Source organism: Deltaproteobacteria bacterium CG11_big_fil_rev_8_21_14_0_20_42_23 (assembly GCA_002796345.1).
In the GTDB taxonomy this organism is placed as follows: domain Bacteria; phylum UBA10199; class UBA10199; order 2-02-FULL-44-16; family 2-02-FULL-44-16; genus 1-14-0-20-42-23.
This window is the reverse complement of record PCXC01000074.1, coordinates 1-15,995: the sequence shown is the minus strand read 5'-3', so window position 1 is coordinate 15,995 and position 15,995 is coordinate 1. Positions and strand designations below refer to the sequence as shown.

The following is a 15,995-nucleotide window of genomic DNA, read 5'->3' as shown; positions in this document are numbered from 1 at the left end:
TTTTCATTTTTAAAAACGGGGGAATGTATGTTTGCACATCAAGGAAGATATTCAGGTTGGATTGAAGTGGTTTGTGGCCCAATGTTTTCGGGGAAAACTGAAGAATTGATTCGCCGCTTAAAGCTTGTTCAAATTGCAAAGCAAAGGGTTCAAATTTTTAAACCTGTTATTGATGATCGTTATGATGAAGCTTACATTATGTCTCACAGTGCACAACGTTTCGAGTGTGAACCCGTCTCCACCGCAAAAGAAATCTTAGATAAAATTCACGACAACACGAGAGTGGTTGGCATCGACGAGGCTCAATTTTATAGTGAGGAAATTGCTGATGTTGCCGTGAAGTTAGCCAATCGCGGACTTCGAGTTATTCTTGCTGGCTTAGATCAAGATTACAAAGGCAGGCCTTTTGGAAGTATGCCAACACTTTTGGCGCTTGCTGAATCAGTGCTCAAATTAAAAGCTATTTGCAAAGTATGCGGTGGGCTTGCTTCCAAAACACAACGTCTTACAACCGACCAAGGCACAGTTGTGGTAGGCTCCGGAGAAGCCTATGAAGCGCGTTGCAGAGCATGCTTCGATCCAGACTTGAGTGTTGAGCGCGCGGTTCCAGCTCTTCCACTTTCAAAAAAGAAGAAGCATGAGCCGGAGCTCGTAAAAAAGGCTGAAGCGAGTTTGTAAAAAGTTTTTAGAGAGCTTGCTTGAAGAAATCAGTGTACCTAAATCGAAGAGATTTATCTTCAATGCTGCTTAACATCTCATAGTAAAGTTTTTTAAGATCTTCTGCATATTGATCAATGTTGTAAGTTGGTCCATCATATCCAAAAGACTTTTCAGGATTTCTAAAGTCGATCATAAGCGAGGGCCGATGCTCACCTCTTTCAAAAAGAAGTGCCTTACCTGATTCAAGCTCAAATTCAATGGTTCTTACATCGTCAGAAAAAAGAAGATAACTACTTCCGGTATCGTCATTTATAGCAAAGCTTAAAACACCAAAGCTGTTTGCCGCAAGGGTTCCGCCTAATTGCACTTCTGGTTTTAAGTCAAAATAAGTTTCTTCTGTGAGAATTGATTCAGCAATAAACTGATCTGAAAAAAAAGAAGGAGATTTTTTCTGCGTTGGTTCTTTGGGTGGAAGCTGAACCGTTCTGTCCACGTAAATTTTTATTCGGCTATTATCTTGAGTGAATTCGTTTGCAGCAATTTCAGCTCCTGAAAATTCAGGGAAAAATTTTGCATCATTAAGAAGAATCAGCATGTGCTCATCATTTTGCTTAGGTTTCCAAGAAGAAAGAGTTGATAGCGCTGCAGAATGAAGAGTGGGTAAAACGCTTACATTTTTTTTGACATCTTGCACATCAAAGAAAAGATCAAGAAAGGAATCGATGCGAAGAAGTTTTTTTGCAATCTCTTCAGCCTTTCCCAGATCATCTTCGTTTTGAAGTAAAACTCGATTCCATTGGGTTTGATCAAGGAGAAAACGAGCGAGTTCCTGTTGTTTTTTGTCACCATGTTGTAAGTGAAAAAGAATCTGTGCATTCAAAGCGGGATGCATTTCAGAAAAAAGTTCAATACATTTTTTTGGAGTAAGCCTACTCACCAGCGTCATTGCTCTTTCAGCGCCATCATAAGTTTTTCCAAGTGTTTGAAGAAATTTTTCGGTGCTATGAGGAGAAATTTTTGCAAATGACTGTGTTAAAGTTGCAAACTGTTCTCCTCGTTCATTGATGTTATTACGAATGAAAGAAGCTGTTTGTTTGGGAAAATGTTCCAAAAATGGAGCTAAAGCTGCAGCATCAGAAGAAGAAAAGGAATACACAAGCAGGGAAAGAACTTGTGTGTTTTCCATCCACGAAAGATGAAAAGAAATATCTTGCGTGGTAAAATGATCCTCCTCGAAGAAAACTTTACACTCTTGATACAATTGCGTGAGCAACTTTGCTGCAGATATCTTTTTTTTCATCCAAAGTTGTGGAGTGCTCAGTTTGAGATTGCCAAGAGATTTTTGTAAAAAATCTCTTTGTTCGCTGGCATCAAGATAGTTATCTTGATTGGTATCGAGTTCATTTAAGAAAGTTTGTGACGAGGCAGGGAGTGTTTCAAGCAGTTCTTCGCTGATAAAAATGGGAATAAGTTTATTTTTCTCAACAGAGATTGTTGCCATAGGCCTCGCTTTCAAATGCTAAAAGTTTTTTTGAGTATGCACAGCAAACAGTGCCAAGGTGAGGGGAAGCTGAAGAGTCGCAAAACATTTTCTTCATGAAATTCAATAAGCAGCAAGATACTCGAAGTGTCAATCTTTTCTCTTTTTTTTCTTTCTTTTCACATTGAGAATTTTTTTCTCTCCACACTATTTTCTTTCCCAGAAAAATGCTTACAGAACAAGCCGTTAGCAAAGCTTTTATCCTCATGCCTTTGGCACAAATGCTGCAAAAAAGGAGGGTAGGTACTTTTTTTAAGGGAGGCCCCTGTGGTGAAAGAAGAACTTCAAAAGTGGTTGGAAAAGCGCGAAAGCAAAAATGCCGAAGCAGAAAAAGTGACCTTACACGAATCGCGAGCAAGGAAGGTAAATCACTTTTCGCCCCTTCTGCCAGACAGCATGCTGGCCTGTTACCGCGACCGCTTTACCTTCACCTTCATGTTGGGCTCTGAAGTAGCCTCTATCCATTTCGACCGTGCGAAGGGTGAAGTGTATTTTCGTGGTCGAAACCTACAGAACCTCCACTTACTTCCCGAGGAGAAAGAGGCTCTTTATGCCGTTTTCCCGGCTTTAAAGCGGGATAAGAGGGGAAAATCACTTTTACCTGCTTATGAAGCAACTTTAGAGAGGCTCTTAGCCGATAAGCTTTCTGAAGGAGTCTTTCTCCACCAAAGCCTTAAGGAAAGAAAATAGATGGGATTTTCGATTAAAGATATTTTCGTCTCGCCATCAAAGGTACAAAACGGTACCTCCCCGCAAACTCGCGTTACACCAGAGCATCAACAGCACCATGACCTGGCTAGAAATCAATCGTCCTTTATTTCAGCTGATAACGATGATGAATCAAATGTGCGAAGAGCATTTTCTCACATCTCTTCAGGTTTAAATCCAGCTATGAAAAAAGCAGGTGGAGTAACCGTAAATGGAATTGATTACGAGCAACTTGTTCGGCGCTATTCGGAAAATCCTACACTAAATGCGGAAAAATTTTTAAGAGGTGCAAAAGCTCGCTTATCCTCCTTGCTAAAGCCAAACTCTGGCGCTAACGTGAAGCCTGGAGTGAAGGATGCCATTGCACAGCAGCTTGAAAGTATTGATAAAGCCCTTAAGCATTCGCCCGCTCGTGTGTTGCACTTGTCTCGTGCTCCTCGCGCAGTTTAGTTCTCTTTCTCTTCCTTCATTTTTACCTTTTTTTCCTTTTTTCATTTTCCTTTTGTTTCTTCTTTTTTCTCTTTCCTTTTTTCTTCGTCGCCACAGAAGACGCTTCACACTTTCTCTTTTTGTTTTTTCACTCGTTTCGCTTGGTTTTTTTAGCACGCAACAACGTTATGTGCAGATTCATCACTTGGAAGATGTCTTTGCAGGTAAAGACAGTGTGAAATCTGTTTGTACCTTTTCTGTGATGGAAGCGGCGCGTAAAAGAGAGAAGGGTGATTCCTATATTGCTGAAGTGTTGGCGTGTGCGGAATTTGAACAAACTTTCAAAACCCAACTTTTCATTTTTGCGGAAGCGGGGAAATATGAGCCCGGCGATGTTTTGCAGGGCGAGGCTAGCTTTAAGAAGCCAAACGCTTTTCAGAATCCGGCTTCGTTCAATTATCCACTTTATCTTTCTACAAAAGACATTGGGACACTTGCCTTTTCAAAAAATGAAACTTTGAAAAAAATAGAAGTAAGCGAAAAAAGTATTTTTCAAAAAACTTATCTCGCCTTGCAAAAAAGAATAGAGAAAACGGCTTCAGCTCAAAGCGCTCCGATAATGAAGGCACTTCTTTTGGGCGAAAAAAATGATCTTCAAGATGACACGAAGCAGATTTTTTCAGAATTGGGTATTGCACATGTGCTTGCTATTTCAGGTTTGCACATTGGATTTATTTTTCTCTTGTTGGCCTTGTTGATTTCACTTCTGTTGTTTCCGTTTCGAGATTTTTTTCTTCATATTCCGCGCTGGAAACTGGTAAGTCCCTTGGCTTTGTTATGTGTATGGGTTTTTATTGTTTTTGTGGGAATGCCCATTTCATCAGTGAGAGCTGGTATTATGCTCAGTTGTTTTGTGCTTGGTAAATTTTTACTGAGGAAACAAGATTTACTGACCACACTTTCATGTTCGGCATTAATTATAGTTTTCATCTGGCCACTTTCAGTGTTTGATCTTTCTTTTCAGCTTTCGTTTTTAAGTGTTGGCGGCATCATCCTTTTTATGCCTCGGGCGCTTCTCTTGATTTCATCTCTCTTTCCCGATGTGCAGAAAAAATACTACACCTGGAAGCTCGTTCAATTTATTGTTTTAACTTGTGTGGCAAGTCTCGTTTCCCTTCCGCTTGTGGCTTACGCTTTTCACTTCGTGAGTATTTTAGGAATAGTAAGTAATCTCTTTGTGGTTCCATTTTTTGCTTTCTTTCTTTTGCCACTTTTAATGGCGGCTTTCATTTTCTTTCCTTTTGCACGTCTTTCAGTTTTCTTTTTGAAGTTTGCAAGCTTTTCTCTGGAAAGAGTGTTGCATGGAGCAAGTTCTTTTTATGAGCATACAAAAAGTCTGGTGTTTCACTGTGCTCCAAGTGCTTTGAGTGTTGTTGCTCTCTATTTTGTTCTTCTTCTTTTTTTCTTCCCCGTTTGGAAAAGAAAAAAAAATCATTTTCTGTTTTTTACTTTTCTTTTTTGCTTCATTTTTTATGCTCCTTTTTTCTTTCATTCCTTTCAGAGAACTCTAAAAGTAAGCGTAATTGATGTTGGCCAAGGTGATTCAATGCTGATTGAGCTTCCCGGCGGAAAGTCTGTGCTCATCGATGCTGGAGGCTTAACGGGATCTTCTTTTGAAATAGGGCAAAAAGTGATTGCGCCTCTCTTGTGGAGAAAGGGAATAAGCTCTCTCGATCTTGCGCTGCTTACTCATGCTGACTACGATCATGCGTTTGGCTTTCATTCTTTACTTCCGCTGTTTTCCATTAAAACTTTTTGGTGGAATGGATTTGAACCAAATCCTCAAAGTGAACAATGGAAAAGGCTTAAAGCCGAACTTCAGCTGCATCATGTTCCAATGCTGGCCGTTAATGAAAATTCAGCCTGCTATGAAGAGAAAAAAATAAGCCTATGTCCTTTGGCGCCATCCGACGAGCACAGATTTTCTACCCAGAACAATGCTTCAGTTGTAACTGAGCTTCGGTATAAAGACGTTGCAATGCTTTTCACGGGTGACATCGAAAAAAGAACTGAAAAAAAACTCATTCCAAAGCTGGAAGGAAAAACCTTCGATGTGTTCAAAGTGGCTCACCATGGAAGTAAAACCTCTTCGTCTCAGAACTTTTTAGATGCCTTTAAAGGAAAAATTGCACTTCTTTCAGTTGGAAAAGGAAACCGTTATCATTTGCCAAATCCACTTGTGATGCAGCGTTTGCAGAGAAAGTTTTCAACTGTTTTTGGAACGGACAAAGATGGTTTGATTGAACTTGAAACAGATGGAAGAAAAATTGAAGTGACGACTTCCAGAATAAAGCATGGACTCAGAGCAGTGTATTAGAGCTGCTTAGGAGAAAGATATTACTGTTCTTCGTTGTAAGGATTTTCCCATGAAAGCAGTTTCCACATAATGGCTTTTTTTTGTAACGTTGCATCAACTTGGATGATATCGCCGGTTTTCAAATAGACATAAGCGTCTGCAGCACTGTAATTTTTGCGCAGTTGTTTCTGCGAGATGATTTCAACTTTTTCAACACCTTTTTCACCAAAAGGAGTAGTGGGATATTTTTTGGCGTAGTCTTTGAAGTAGCTGTGGATGATATGTTCAGCTCTTTTGTTGCTTGGAGTGAGAGAGGCGCAAGAAACGCACAGGCAAAGAAGAAGGGCGACGAGAATTTTCATGGGCCTATGCCTAGCAAGGAAAGAAAAGCGCTGCAAGGCACAATTTAGAGAAACTTGCGAGGGATTACAATTTCTTGGTTTTCTTGTATTTTGCCCAAGCTCTTATTGGCGTGCTTCAAACTTTCTTCGCTGATGCCGTAGGTCTTTGCAATTCCCTTTAAACTTTCTCCAGCTTTTGCTTTGTGGACAATATCTTTTCGGTGGCTTGATGGAACTTTTGGAATCGTCTTGAGAAATTGTTCACCTTTTCCCTTTGGAAGACGAAGCGGAAAACCCATAGGTAAATAATATTCACCTGAAAAAACTTTAGGCTTCAAAGCCGGATTTAAAGTTTTCACCTCTGCCAAGGTAATTGCGCTGAGCAAGGACGCATCAGGAACTTTAATGTTGTAGTCAGTTTCAACGAGGTCAAACGAAAGCACTGGAGAAAATTCCACGTTTCCAAAGTAATCTCTATAATTTTCACAAATTGCATAGGCAGCTAAAAAAGAAGGAAAGAAATTTCGTGAAGCAAAGCCAAATTTTGTGTGTTTAAATTCTTTTATGATTCTGGTGATATCGTGTGTGCCAAGGGTTTGTGTTGCCTCACGCAATCTCCCTCTGCCCGCATTGTAAGCATTGATCGCAGTTGGCCAGGTGCCAAGCATTTCAAAGTTGTCTTTCAATAGTTTGATGGCAGCTTTTGTTGCCAAGATTGGATCAAGACGTTGATCAGTGAGGTGATTGTTTTTAAGGTTATAAAATTTTGCACTTCCATCCATGAACTGCCAAACGCCTTTTGCACCAGCAGATGAATGTGCGTTGAGGTTGAAAAGAGATTCTACAAAAACAAGTCGAGAGAGTTCGGGAGGAAGTCCTGCTTGTTCAAAAAGATTTTCCATTTCTCCGAGATAAGCACTTGAAGCCGCGAGGCCTTCCTTAAAAATATTTTTGAGCCCTGCTTGTGCTCGTACTCTTGTCCTGGCGGCTTCAAATTTATTTTCCTCATTAATATCTTTATATAATTTCCAAAGCGTCCATTCTTCAGGAGTAAGATCTCTTGCATTTGTGACGGAACTCAATTTTTTAAGTGAGTCTCGAATCTTATTTTTCGCATCTTCTATTGTGTCTTCAATTTCATTTTCTCGTTGAAGTTCAGAAATGCCAGTCTTGCTGTAAAGTGGGCCAAGATTGAGGGTTGTATAAATGATATCAAGATATTTTGAATCGTGGATTACCACTTCTTGGTTGGTGTATCGTGCATAAATATCTTTCCAAAATGTAACTTCAGTTTTTAAGCCATCCGGAACTGCAGTCCAGTCGGGGCTTTTGTGGCTTCCTTTTGCAGAAGGGGTGTAGGTGTTTAACCAAGATAGAGGAAAGGTATACGTTTGAACAAAGCGCTGAAAAGCTTCGGGTGATTCCTGTGGTGTGAAGTCAGAGACTGAAGATTCTAAGTCACTAGCTTTATGTGGGGTTTGTTCTTGAAGCGGATTTTTTTCAGGAACAAACCGAGCGATGAAACCATCTTCAGAAAAAAAATGGTGCTCTTTTTTTTCAGTATCAGGAGTATTAAGTTCGATAACATCCGCAAGCGAAGTTTTTTCGTCAGTTTTTTCTTTTTGTGAACGTGGAGCTGCCATTTTTGCATGGCTCATGCGTTCGGATAAATAGCTGGTGAGGGCTAAGAGTCCAAAGCATATGCAAAGGCCCAGTAAAATATTGATGATAAGTTGTTCTCGTTTCATTTTATTTTATTTCTTCTGATGCCGTTGAGAGAGAAAAACTTGAATTCATTATTTTTTCAGCAATGCTGAGCTGTGCATCATGCACGTGTGAAATACTTTTTCGAAATCCATTTGCAATTAGAGCAAAAACGGCCACCTCACCATTTTTGAGTGGAACAAAACCAGCTAGTGCGCTTGTGCCAGAAAGAGTACCTGTTTTTGCCTTGAGCTGCCCATAGAGAGGATGCGCTTCATTTCCACCCCAATGTTTTAAAGTGCCATCGACGCCAAATACCGACAGGCTTTGCATTAAATCGGAGCGAAGAGAAAAATCCTGGTACGCTATTTCAAGCATAGAAACAAGTTGCCGGGCGGTTAAGCGAGTTTTGTTGGAAAGCCCAGAACCGTTTTCCACTTGCATGCCATCGAGAGGAATATTTTTCGCAGTGAAAAAACTGTGCATTGCTCGGATGCCTTTTTCAGTGCTGCCGGGAAAACCATATTTTACAGCACCGAGATGTTTGGTGAGTTGTTCGGCAACAAAATTATTTGAAAATTTATTCATGTCACGAAGCAAAAGGGAAAGCGATTTGGATTCTTCCTTCAAGATCAAACTAGCAGATGCGGGAACTTTCTCATTTCGAATTTGAATGTGTTCGCGATGTTCTATTCCGTGTTGGTCCAAAAAGTAGAGCAGCGTTCCACCTGCTGCTGCAAGTGGGTTTGCAACGCTTCGATAAATTGTTTTTCTTTTCATCGAAGCAGGAAGTGATCCTGAAATGGTGATTGTTTCGATGCCATTTGCAACCATAGAATCAAAATGAATGGTATATTTTTTCCCCGTTTTTACACGGTTGATAAGCTTAATGGTTTGAATGGGAGGATCCATGATCACTCTTGCTGGTGCGTTATTTTGTGTAGGAAACAGATGCAGCGCAATGGAGTTGAAGTTGGTAGAAAAAGCTGCTGTTTGAGCTCCGTAAGCACGCATAGAGTTTTGACCAGAACTAGGGTAGTCGTAGGCGTCAAAAAAACTATTGTCGATGATGATGTCACCTTCAATGCTTTCAACCCCAGCTATTGCGAGGTTGTGAACCATTCGCCAGAGTTGTTCGTTGACAATGAAAGGGTCGCCGGTTCCTTTGATGTAAAGGTTTTTGATTTTTCCCTGGCGAGGAGCCTGGTCGGCGTAAAAATAAGTGGGAAGAGTATACTGAGGGCCCAAAAGTGAAAGCGTTGCAACGGTAGTAACAATTTTTGCGGTTGATGCTGGCGAAAGAAGTTCATCGGCATGAATGGCGGCAATTTTTTCTCCGGTCTCGGCTTTTGCAACCACCAAGGCTGTTTGCTGGGGAGAAAAAGCAGGGTTTTTGATTTCTCGCTCAAGAGCTTGTTGGATATTTTCTGCGGAGGCGAGAGACGAAAAAAATGTTGGGAACGTGAAGGTAAGAAAAAGAAATACGAAAAAAAATGAGGATCGAGACATAAGCTTGCTTTCTTTGAAGGTGCGTTATAACCGTAGCATACCCAGGCAAGGAAAGCCTGTCAATTTTAAGCATAAAGTGAGCGAAAAATGTTTAAGGCGAAATCAGTTTTTGTGAAATGTTTTCTAGTGCTCATTATTTTTTCATCTTTAGCTTGCCAAAAAGGAAATCGCACCGATCATTTGCTTCACGTTGCCATTAAAGCTCCTCCCCTCAACCTCGATCCACGCCTTGCAACGGATGGAACTGGATTTAAACTTTCAAAATTAATCTTCAATGGCTTGTTTCGCCTCAATGAAAAACTTGAACTGGTGCCAGATTTGCTAGAGAGCTATCAGCAAAAAACTTCAAACACATACCACTTTGTCCTTCGTAAAGAGGTGCGTTTCCATAATGGCAAAGAGCTTACGGCCGATGATGTGCTCTATACCTACAATTCCATTTTGAAGGATGAAGTGGCTTCGCCGTTTAAATCTGCTTTTGAAAAGGTGAAAACCATTCAGCAAGAAGGAAAGTATGAATTTTCCATTTCACTTCAAGAACCCTACGCGCCTTTCCTAACGGCACTTTCCTTAGGCATTGTTCCCAAAGAAGAGGTGCTGAAACTCAAAGATGATTTTACTCGTCATCCCATTGGAACTGGCCAATACCAGTTTGTGCAATGGCAAGATGATGCCTTTGTAGAGCTAAAAGCTTTTCCCCAAGCTTTTCAGGGCATTCCCAAAAATGCGGGTATTCGTTTTGATATTTTAAAAGACGATAACTTGCTGGTGCTGAAGCTTTTGAAAGGCGATGTTGACCTTGCCTTAAATGGAGTTCCTCCAGTATTGTTGGAAAAAGTAAAACAGAAGGAAAACATAAATGTGCTTTCAGATTTCGGCATTACCGTTTCTTACTTAGGGATGAATCTAGAAAATCCCATTCTTAAGCAGACAAAGGTGAGAAAAGCCATTGCACTTGCGCTTAATCGGGATGAGCTGATTGTTCATTATCGAAAAGGCTATGCGCGAAAGGCAAATTCCATTCTTTCACCTTCCAACTGGGCCTATAACAAAGATTTGCCTCAAATACAGTATGATCAAAAAGAAGCAATGCGTTTGTTAGATGAAGCAGGCTATCCAGATCCAGATGGAAATGGACCAAAACCCAGATTTAGCTTGCAGTATAAAACTTCAAGCTCAAAAGAGCGTATTGAAATTGCGCAAATGATCGCCAGACAGCTAGGCCAGATTGGTGTTGAGGTTGCGGTTCAGTCGTATGAATGGGGAACATTTTTTGATGACATCAAAAAAGGAAATTTTGAACTCTACAGTTTGCAATGGGTTGGCGTAACCGAGCCAGATTTACTGTACGACATTTTCTACTCAAAAAATCTTCCTCCCGAAGGCTTGAACCGAGGAAGATACAAAAACAAAGCGCTTGATCCCATTTTGCTCGCAGCAAGAAAAGCGCAAACACCTGAGGCGCGCAGAAAATATTATCTTGAAGCACAAAGCATATTATTCACTGAACTTCCGCTGATTCCGTTATGGTATGAAGATAATGTAGTGGCTTTTTGGAATACAATTGAAGGCGTGCACTTAAGCCCCGATGCTAGCTTTAAAATGCTGGCAGAACTTACAAAGCAGGCAGGTAAACACTAAAATGGTTTTTCGGTATTTTCTCAAACGCATGCTTTTACTTCTTCCCGTGTTGCTTGCTGTTTCAACGTTGGTTTTTTTTCTTCTTCACGCTATTCCCGGAGATCCTGTAGATCTTATCTTGGGCGAGCAAGCTATAAGTGCGGATAGGCAGAGCCTTATTGTGCAGCTTGGTTTACACAAGCCTTTGCATGAACAGTATTTCGATTTTCTAGGCGGGCTTGTCACCGGAGATTGGGGCCGCTCGCTCTACGATCACAAAACGGTGCTGGCTCATATTGGCAGTCGTTTTATGGCAACCATAAGCTTAAGTTTTTCTGCCCTGTTAGTAGCGCTTTTTATTTCACTTCCGCTGGGAATATTAGCTGCGGTAAAAAAAGGGAAGTGTGCAGATAGTGCCGCCATGTTTTTTTCTTTGCTTGGTATTTCAATTCCCAATTTTTGGTTAGGCCCATTGTTGATTATTGTTTTTTCACTTTGGCTTTCCTGGTTTCCCATTTCCGGCCGCGAAGGATTTGCTTCTTTTGTGCTTCCTTCCATTACCTTGGGAACTGCGCTTGCAGCAATGCTTTCCCGAATGATACGTTCAACAATGCTGTCTGAAATGAAAAAAGACTATGTGACTACTGCGCGTGCAAAAGGGGTTTCGGAGCGTCGTATTTTGTACAAGCATATTTTGCGAAACGCGCTTAATCCCATTGTGACTATTGTAGGTTTGCAGCTGGGCGCACTTTTTGCCGGTGCTATTATTACCGAAAAAGTTTTTGCGTGGCCAGGTCTGGGTACCTTACTTTTAGATGCTATCAACCGGCGAGATTATCCGGTGGTGCAAGGAACCATTTTAGTGATTTCGTTTTTGTATGTCTTTATTAACGCCATCACCGATTGCTTTTATAAAGTCATTGATCCGCGAGTGAATTTGTAATGAAAAAAACTGAATATAAAGCATTTTATCTTTACCTCGGTCTTGTGCTGATCCTTGTTTTATCAGTGTTTGCTGTTTTTGCTCCTTTGCTTTCTCCGTTCGATCTTCATTACTACAATCTTTCCGATTCCTTTCTTTCCCCAAATACTACGCATTGGTTTGGATGTGATTTTGAGGGCCGAGATATTTTTACGTTGGTTTTATATGGCGCCAGAGTTTCACTTGGTATTGCGTTGGTGGTGACACTTGTTTCATTCGTGCTTGGATCTCTTTTGGGTTTGTGCGGCGCGCTCTGCCGTGGCCCAATTGATAATGCCATTCTCTTTCTCACCGATGTTTTTCTTGCGTTTCCCAGTTTTTTGTTTGCCATTGCAGTGGCTGCTTTTTTGCGGCCGTCCATTTCAAATGTGATCTTCATTCTTTCGCTGAAAGGCTGGGTGAGTTACGCCAGGCTCATCCGCGGGCAGGCACTCTCTTTGCGCGAGCAAGCTTATGTGCAATCCAGCATCGCACTTGGTGCCAGCAAATCTCGCATCGCCTTCAAAGACCTCTTGCCCAACATGCTGGGCCCACTTGTAATTAACGCCAGCTTTGGAATGGCCGGCGTGATTATGATTGAGTCTTCGCTTTCTTTTTTGGGCCTTGGTGTTCCCGCGGGCACTCCAAGTTGGGGCGCGCTGCTAGACCAAGGCACGCAGTATTTGCTAATAGCTCCGCATCTTTCGTTTTTCCCAGGCCTTTGCATCATGCTGGTGGTGCTGGCCTTCAACTTTTTGGGCGATGGCCTAAGAGACCGTTTTGTCCCCGACACAAAATAGTTACCAGAAAGTGCCTGGCACTTTCTGGTAAATCTGTGGTCCAAGTCTTGACGTCTTCTTCCTGCTGGGGCAGATTGCGGCCGCTATTACTGATGAGGAGCAAAAAATGCAAAAAGCTGGAAATTTTTTCATGTTTGGTTTCAAGGGAAAACGCCCAGAGGCCGATTTTTTAGACCTTCTCCGCCAGCAGCACTTGGCCGGGGTGGTACTTTTTTCCGAAAACATCAGTTCTCCAAAACAAGTGAAAAGCTTAACGGAAGAGCTCCAAGCTGCAGCTGATGGAAAGCTGTTTATTGCCATCGATCACGAAGGCGGAAAAGTAGTGCGGACCTCAAAACCCTTTACACATTTTCCAGCATTTTCTGTTTTGGCCAAAGCTGCTTCGGCCGAAGGTGACGATATTGTGTTTCAGGCGGCAAAGGCTATGGGAGAAGAGCTTGCGGCCTGTGGCATTAACTACAACTTTGCGCCTGTTTTGGATGTGAGTACCAACGTGTTTAATCCCATCATTGGCGAAAGAGCTTTTAGCGAAAACCAAGATCGCGTTGCTGAGCTTGGCGTGAAGTTCATCGAAGGTTTAGAAGCCGCTGGCGTAATGTCATGTGGAAAACACTTTCCCGGCCATGGCGATAGCAACGAAGACAGCCACTTAAGTTTGCCAACGCTTTCTCATACCAAAAAACGTTTTGAGGTGTGTGAATTCATTCCCTTCAAACAAGCTATTGCAGCGGGTTTGCCGTCGATAATGACAGGTCACTTGAAGGTTCCCCTTTTAGATAGAGACCATATGATGACGTGCAGCAGAAAAGTGCTCACCAAAATCTTGCGCGAAGAATTTCAGTTTGGTGGCCTTGTGGTCAGTGATGATTTAGGCATGAAGGCGTTGCAAAGTGTGGGTGAAGTTCCCGATGTTGCCGTGCGGGCGTTGTATGCTGGTTGTGACATTGCCTTGCTTCGCGGCGATATTACAGTACAAAAAGCTTGCTTGAAACGCCTTGATGCAGCCCTTGCTGCGGGCGAAATTCCTGCTGCTGAAGTAAAGCAAAAGCAAGAGCGCATTGCGATGCTGAAAAAACATTATGTGAAACAACGTCCACAAGACTTGAACGTGATTGGCTGCAAAGAGCATCGCGAATTGTGCAAACGTATTGAAGCGCACGATCCACTTCAGGGTGGGGCGAAGCTGCGCATCCGAAAAAGCATGTCGTTTTAATGCTTTTCTTCCCTCCCCTTAGATTAAGGGGAGGTTAGGTGGGGTTATTGTTTTTGCACTCTAAAAAACATAACTCCCCCAGCCCCTCTTAATCTAAGAGGGGAGAATATTACCTCGCCTCTCCCGTTTCCTTCATCACAACCGGATCTGTTTCTCTGAGGTTTTTAGACCCCAGAAGGGTGTTGCTCGGAGTATTTTTTGCCCACCTCTCTTTAAAATCACTAAAAAATACATAACAATATCAAATAGATATGAAGTGCTCGCCACTAGCGGTCTTGGCATTTGCATTGCACTCTAGAGGGTAAGCACTGCTGGGAGCCTATGCTCCAGGTCTGCTTATATAAGGAAAAGACATGGCGATAGATAAGAACATTACTCCTCCAAATGTAGGTGCTGCTTCAAGGCTGCACGCTAAAAATGAGGCAGATAAAAAAACAGCGGATCAGGCTTCTAAAGATCAGACGCTTAAAGGTTTGAAAGCGCTGTTACAGGGTTCTGCCAAGCCGGCTTCTCCTCAAACCGGGCAGCAAGCTGCCAGTCCAAAAAGCAATATCAGAGGCGAGGGTGATCACAAAACTGCGCCGACAAAAGAGGGTCTAAAAAAACCAGCGATTGGAGCCAAACCAAGTTCAAGTAAAGCTTTAGCTTCAACACCAAAAGCGCCGCAGCAAAGCTATGAGCCAGCCACTCGAAATCCGGCTCAAGAATTTCAGAACTTTGCTTCGAGCGCGAGAACAGCACCAACTAAAACGCCACAAGCAAACGTGGCTGCACAAGCACCGCTTGTTGCCTCTGCTTTTGTGGGGCCGAAAGCTCCAGCACCAAATGCTGCGGCATTACCAACGAAAGAAGCACCGCTTCAAAAGCCAGTCGCTGATGCTACAAAAACGCCAGCTGCAAGCGCACAAGCTGCAGCAACAAAAGCTGCGGGGCAACTTGCAGCAACGCTTGCTCCTCGCGAAGCTCCAAAAGCTCAAACTGAAACCAAAACAGAAAAGAAAAGTGATAAAGATAAAGAAGAAACTCAAGCTTCAGCAAAGGGTGGAAGAGCAGGACATGCCCACAAAGCAAGTGGTGGTGCGCTTGGCAGCCTTGGCACTGGAGTTTCATCGCAAGGTGGCGAAGAGCACGTTACAGAATTAGCCGCAGAAGAATCTTTGCTTGTCTTTAATCCTGCTTCAAAAGCGGAAGAGCATAGTCATAAAGCGGGGCTAGAATTTTCGCGTTTAGTTTTGCGACCACGCCCAACGCTTCCAAATATTGCATCACCTGAAGAAACAAAACTCAACTTAGGTCTTGTTGCACTTAGCCAGCGCTATGCAGCGCTTCCCGGTGAAGAGAGCGACGGATCAGAGTTAGAAAAAATGTTGAAAAACATTTACGGAGGGATATTCGCCTAATGACTTATTTATCACAACAGTATGGATATGGAGCTCCATCGTTTGATCAAGCCTTTTTAAACTTAGCTCGCGATGCGGCTGGATTTGAAAATGTGCAAGACAGAGCATTTTCTTTGGGCGGTGGCGAAACCCTTTGGGGTGGTGCTCGAAGTTATTTTGGAAATTCTGCAGGCTTTCACGGAAGTGCATTTTTGCGCGGACTTATTGGTGATGTAAACCAAAACGCCATTGCAAACACCATCAAAAACGCAGGACGTTTTACAAACGATGTACGCAATGTCTTAGGCAATTTCAGACTTGCCGGCATTAAAATTTTAAAGCCAGAGCCAAGTGCTCAAACACCAGCAAACACAGCTACACCAGCAAGCTACGGCGGTGGAGGCTACGACGCAGGTTCCGAATCACCAAGCCGATTTGAAAAAGTAGGCGGAGGAAAAGCTGCTGGGCTAAGTGACAGAGTTGTTGCTGATGCAAAAAAGCAACTTACAGCTAAAGGTTACACTGGTAAAGATCTAACAGACCTTCTTCAAGCCTTGAAGTTAAAGTCTGCCGATTTAGATGCAAACTTGAAAAAGCTCACGGATGCAGTCCCAGACAAAAGAAACAATCCAACTTGGGCGCATGACTTCGCAAGCTTTGTTGCTGAAAAAATGGAAGGCAAGAGTGCTGATGAAGCAAAAGGTATTGCCCATGATGCGGCGAGTGTGGAGAATGTAGCCGATGAATTTATCACCATTAATAATCCTGAGGATGT

General features: G+C 42.4%; 15 protein-coding genes. 10 read left to right on the top strand and 5 right to left on the bottom strand.

The window, feature by feature from the left end:
- Nucleotides 1-27 precede the first annotated feature (27 nt).
- Complete coding sequence (locus COV43_08560) at nt 28-678, top strand: thymidine kinase (GenBank protein ID PIR24783.1); 651 nt, start codon at nt 28-30, stop codon at nt 676-678.
- A 7-nt stretch (nt 679-685) separates the two neighbouring features.
- Here the strand turns inward: COV43_08560 and COV43_08555 are convergent, their stop codons facing one another.
- On the bottom strand, nt 686-2,161 hold the full coding sequence (locus COV43_08555; GenBank protein ID PIR24782.1) for a hypothetical protein: 1,476 nt from the start codon (nt 2,159-2,161) through the stop codon (nt 686-688).
- Nucleotides 2,142-2,408 (bottom strand): hypothetical protein, encoded by a 267-nt coding sequence (locus COV43_08550; GenBank protein ID PIR24781.1) that lies wholly within the window; start codon nt 2,406-2,408, stop codon nt 2,142-2,144. Before COV43_08550 ends, COV43_08555 begins: the two co-directional genes overlap by 20 nt.
- A gap of 59 nt (nt 2,409-2,467) precedes the next feature.
- Between COV43_08550 and COV43_08545 the strand changes: the two genes are divergently transcribed.
- The 3 genes from COV43_08545 to COV43_08535 are packed head-to-tail and all read left to right on the top strand — an operon-like array spanning nt 2,468 to nt 5,714.
- On the top strand, nt 2,468-2,890 hold the full coding sequence (locus COV43_08545; GenBank protein ID PIR24780.1) for a hypothetical protein: 423 nt from the start codon (nt 2,468-2,470) through the stop codon (nt 2,888-2,890).
- On the top strand, nt 2,891-3,358 hold the full coding sequence (locus tag COV43_08540; protein ID PIR24779.1) for a hypothetical protein: 468 nt from the start codon (nt 2,891-2,893) through the stop codon (nt 3,356-3,358). It begins immediately after the preceding gene.
- Nucleotides 3,264-5,714 carry a DNA internalization-related competence protein ComEC/Rec2 gene (locus COV43_08535; protein PIR24778.1) on the top strand — a complete coding sequence of 817 codons (2,451 nt, stop codon included), beginning with the start codon at nt 3,264-3,266 and terminating at the stop codon, nt 5,712-5,714. The genes COV43_08540 and COV43_08535 overlap by 95 nt, the downstream gene beginning before the upstream one ends.
- Nucleotides 5,715-5,734: 20 nt before the next feature.
- Here COV43_08535 and COV43_08530 read toward each other — a convergent pair whose 3' ends face one another.
- The 3 genes from COV43_08530 to dacB are packed head-to-tail and all read right to left on the bottom strand — an operon-like array spanning nt 5,735 to nt 9,247.
- Complete coding sequence (locus tag COV43_08530; protein ID PIR24777.1) at nt 5,735-6,055, bottom strand: hypothetical protein; 321 nt, start codon at nt 6,053-6,055, stop codon at nt 5,735-5,737.
- Between the two features lie 44 nt (nt 6,056-6,099).
- Nucleotides 6,100-7,782: a hypothetical protein gene (locus COV43_08525; GenBank protein PIR24776.1), complete on the bottom strand. Its 1,683-nt coding sequence runs from the start codon at nt 7,780-7,782 to the stop codon at nt 6,100-6,102.
- A gap of 1 nt (nt 7,783) precedes the next feature.
- Nucleotides 7,784-9,247, bottom strand: a complete 1,464-nt coding sequence (gene dacB / locus COV43_08520) for a D-alanyl-D-alanine carboxypeptidase/D-alanyl-D-alanine-endopeptidase (GenBank protein ID PIR24775.1) — start codon at nt 9,245-9,247, stop codon at nt 7,784-7,786.
- Nucleotides 9,248-9,334: 87 nt separating this feature from the next.
- On the opposite strand from dacB, the gene COV43_08515 reads away from it, so the two are divergent.
- The 6 genes from COV43_08515 to COV43_08490 all read left to right on the top strand — a co-directional run.
- Nucleotides 9,335-10,888: a hypothetical protein gene (locus tag COV43_08515; GenBank protein PIR24774.1), complete on the top strand. Its 1,554-nt coding sequence runs from the start codon at nt 9,335-9,337 to the stop codon at nt 10,886-10,888.
- A 1-nt stretch (nt 10,889) separates the two neighbouring features.
- Nucleotides 10,890-11,810 carry a glutathione ABC transporter permease GsiC gene (locus COV43_08510; protein PIR24773.1) on the top strand — a complete coding sequence of 307 codons (921 nt, stop codon included), beginning with the start codon at nt 10,890-10,892 and terminating at the stop codon, nt 11,808-11,810.
- Complete coding sequence (locus tag COV43_08505; GenBank protein PIR24772.1) at nt 11,810-12,628, top strand: peptide ABC transporter permease; 819 nt, start codon at nt 11,810-11,812, stop codon at nt 12,626-12,628. Before COV43_08510 ends, COV43_08505 begins: the two co-directional genes overlap by 1 nt.
- Before the next feature lie 106 nt (nt 12,629-12,734).
- Nucleotides 12,735-13,841, top strand: coding sequence for a beta-N-acetylhexosaminidase (locus tag COV43_08500; GenBank protein ID PIR24771.1), 1,107 nt, complete (start codon nt 12,735-12,737; stop codon nt 13,839-13,841).
- Between the two features lie 353 nt (nt 13,842-14,194).
- Nucleotides 14,195-15,241 carry a hypothetical protein gene (locus COV43_08495; protein PIR24770.1) on the top strand — a complete coding sequence of 349 codons (1,047 nt, stop codon included), beginning with the start codon at nt 14,195-14,197 and terminating at the stop codon, nt 15,239-15,241.
- On the top strand, nt 15,241-15,995 hold a 755-nt coding region (locus tag COV43_08490), incomplete at its 3' end, for a hypothetical protein (GenBank protein ID PIR24769.1). The genes COV43_08495 and COV43_08490, both read left to right, overlap by 1 nt.

What these genes read in the sequence shown, in the direction of transcription:
- COV43_08530 (PIR24777.1), bottom strand. Translation starts at nt 6,055, where the DNA reads ATGAAAATTCTCGTCGCCCTTCTTCTTTGCCTGTGCGTTTCTTGCGCC.
- COV43_08525 (PIR24776.1), bottom strand. Translation starts at nt 7,782, where the DNA reads ATGAAACGAGAACAACTTATCATCAATATTTTACTGGGCCTTTGCATA.
- COV43_08495 (PIR24770.1), top strand. Translation starts at nt 14,195, where the DNA reads ATGGCGATAGATAAGAACATTACTCCTCCAAATGTAGGTGCTGCTTCA.
- COV43_08535 (PIR24778.1), top strand. Translation starts at nt 3,264, where the DNA reads ATGCCATTGCACAGCAGCTTGAAAGTATTGATAAAGCCCTTAAGCATT.
- COV43_08515 (PIR24774.1), top strand. Translation starts at nt 9,335, where the DNA reads ATGTTTAAGGCGAAATCAGTTTTTGTGAAATGTTTTCTAGTGCTCATT.
- dacB (PIR24775.1), bottom strand. Translation starts at nt 9,247, where the DNA reads ATGTCTCGATCCTCATTTTTTTTCGTATTTCTTTTTCTTACCTTCACG.
- COV43_08550 (PIR24781.1), bottom strand. Translation starts at nt 2,408, where the DNA reads ATGAGGATAAAAGCTTTGCTAACGGCTTGTTCTGTAAGCATTTTTCTG.
- COV43_08500 (PIR24771.1), top strand. Translation starts at nt 12,735, where the DNA reads ATGCAAAAAGCTGGAAATTTTTTCATGTTTGGTTTCAAGGGAAAACGC.
- COV43_08540 (PIR24779.1), top strand. Translation starts at nt 2,891, where the DNA reads ATGGGATTTTCGATTAAAGATATTTTCGTCTCGCCATCAAAGGTACAA.
- COV43_08510 (PIR24773.1), top strand. Translation starts at nt 10,890, where the DNA reads ATGGTTTTTCGGTATTTTCTCAAACGCATGCTTTTACTTCTTCCCGTG.
- COV43_08560 (PIR24783.1), top strand. Translation starts at nt 28, where the DNA reads ATGTTTGCACATCAAGGAAGATATTCAGGTTGGATTGAAGTGGTTTGT.
- COV43_08505 (PIR24772.1), top strand. Translation starts at nt 11,810, where the DNA reads ATGAAAAAAACTGAATATAAAGCATTTTATCTTTACCTCGGTCTTGTG.
- COV43_08555 (PIR24782.1), bottom strand. Translation starts at nt 2,161, where the DNA reads ATGGCAACAATCTCTGTTGAGAAAAATAAACTTATTCCCATTTTTATC.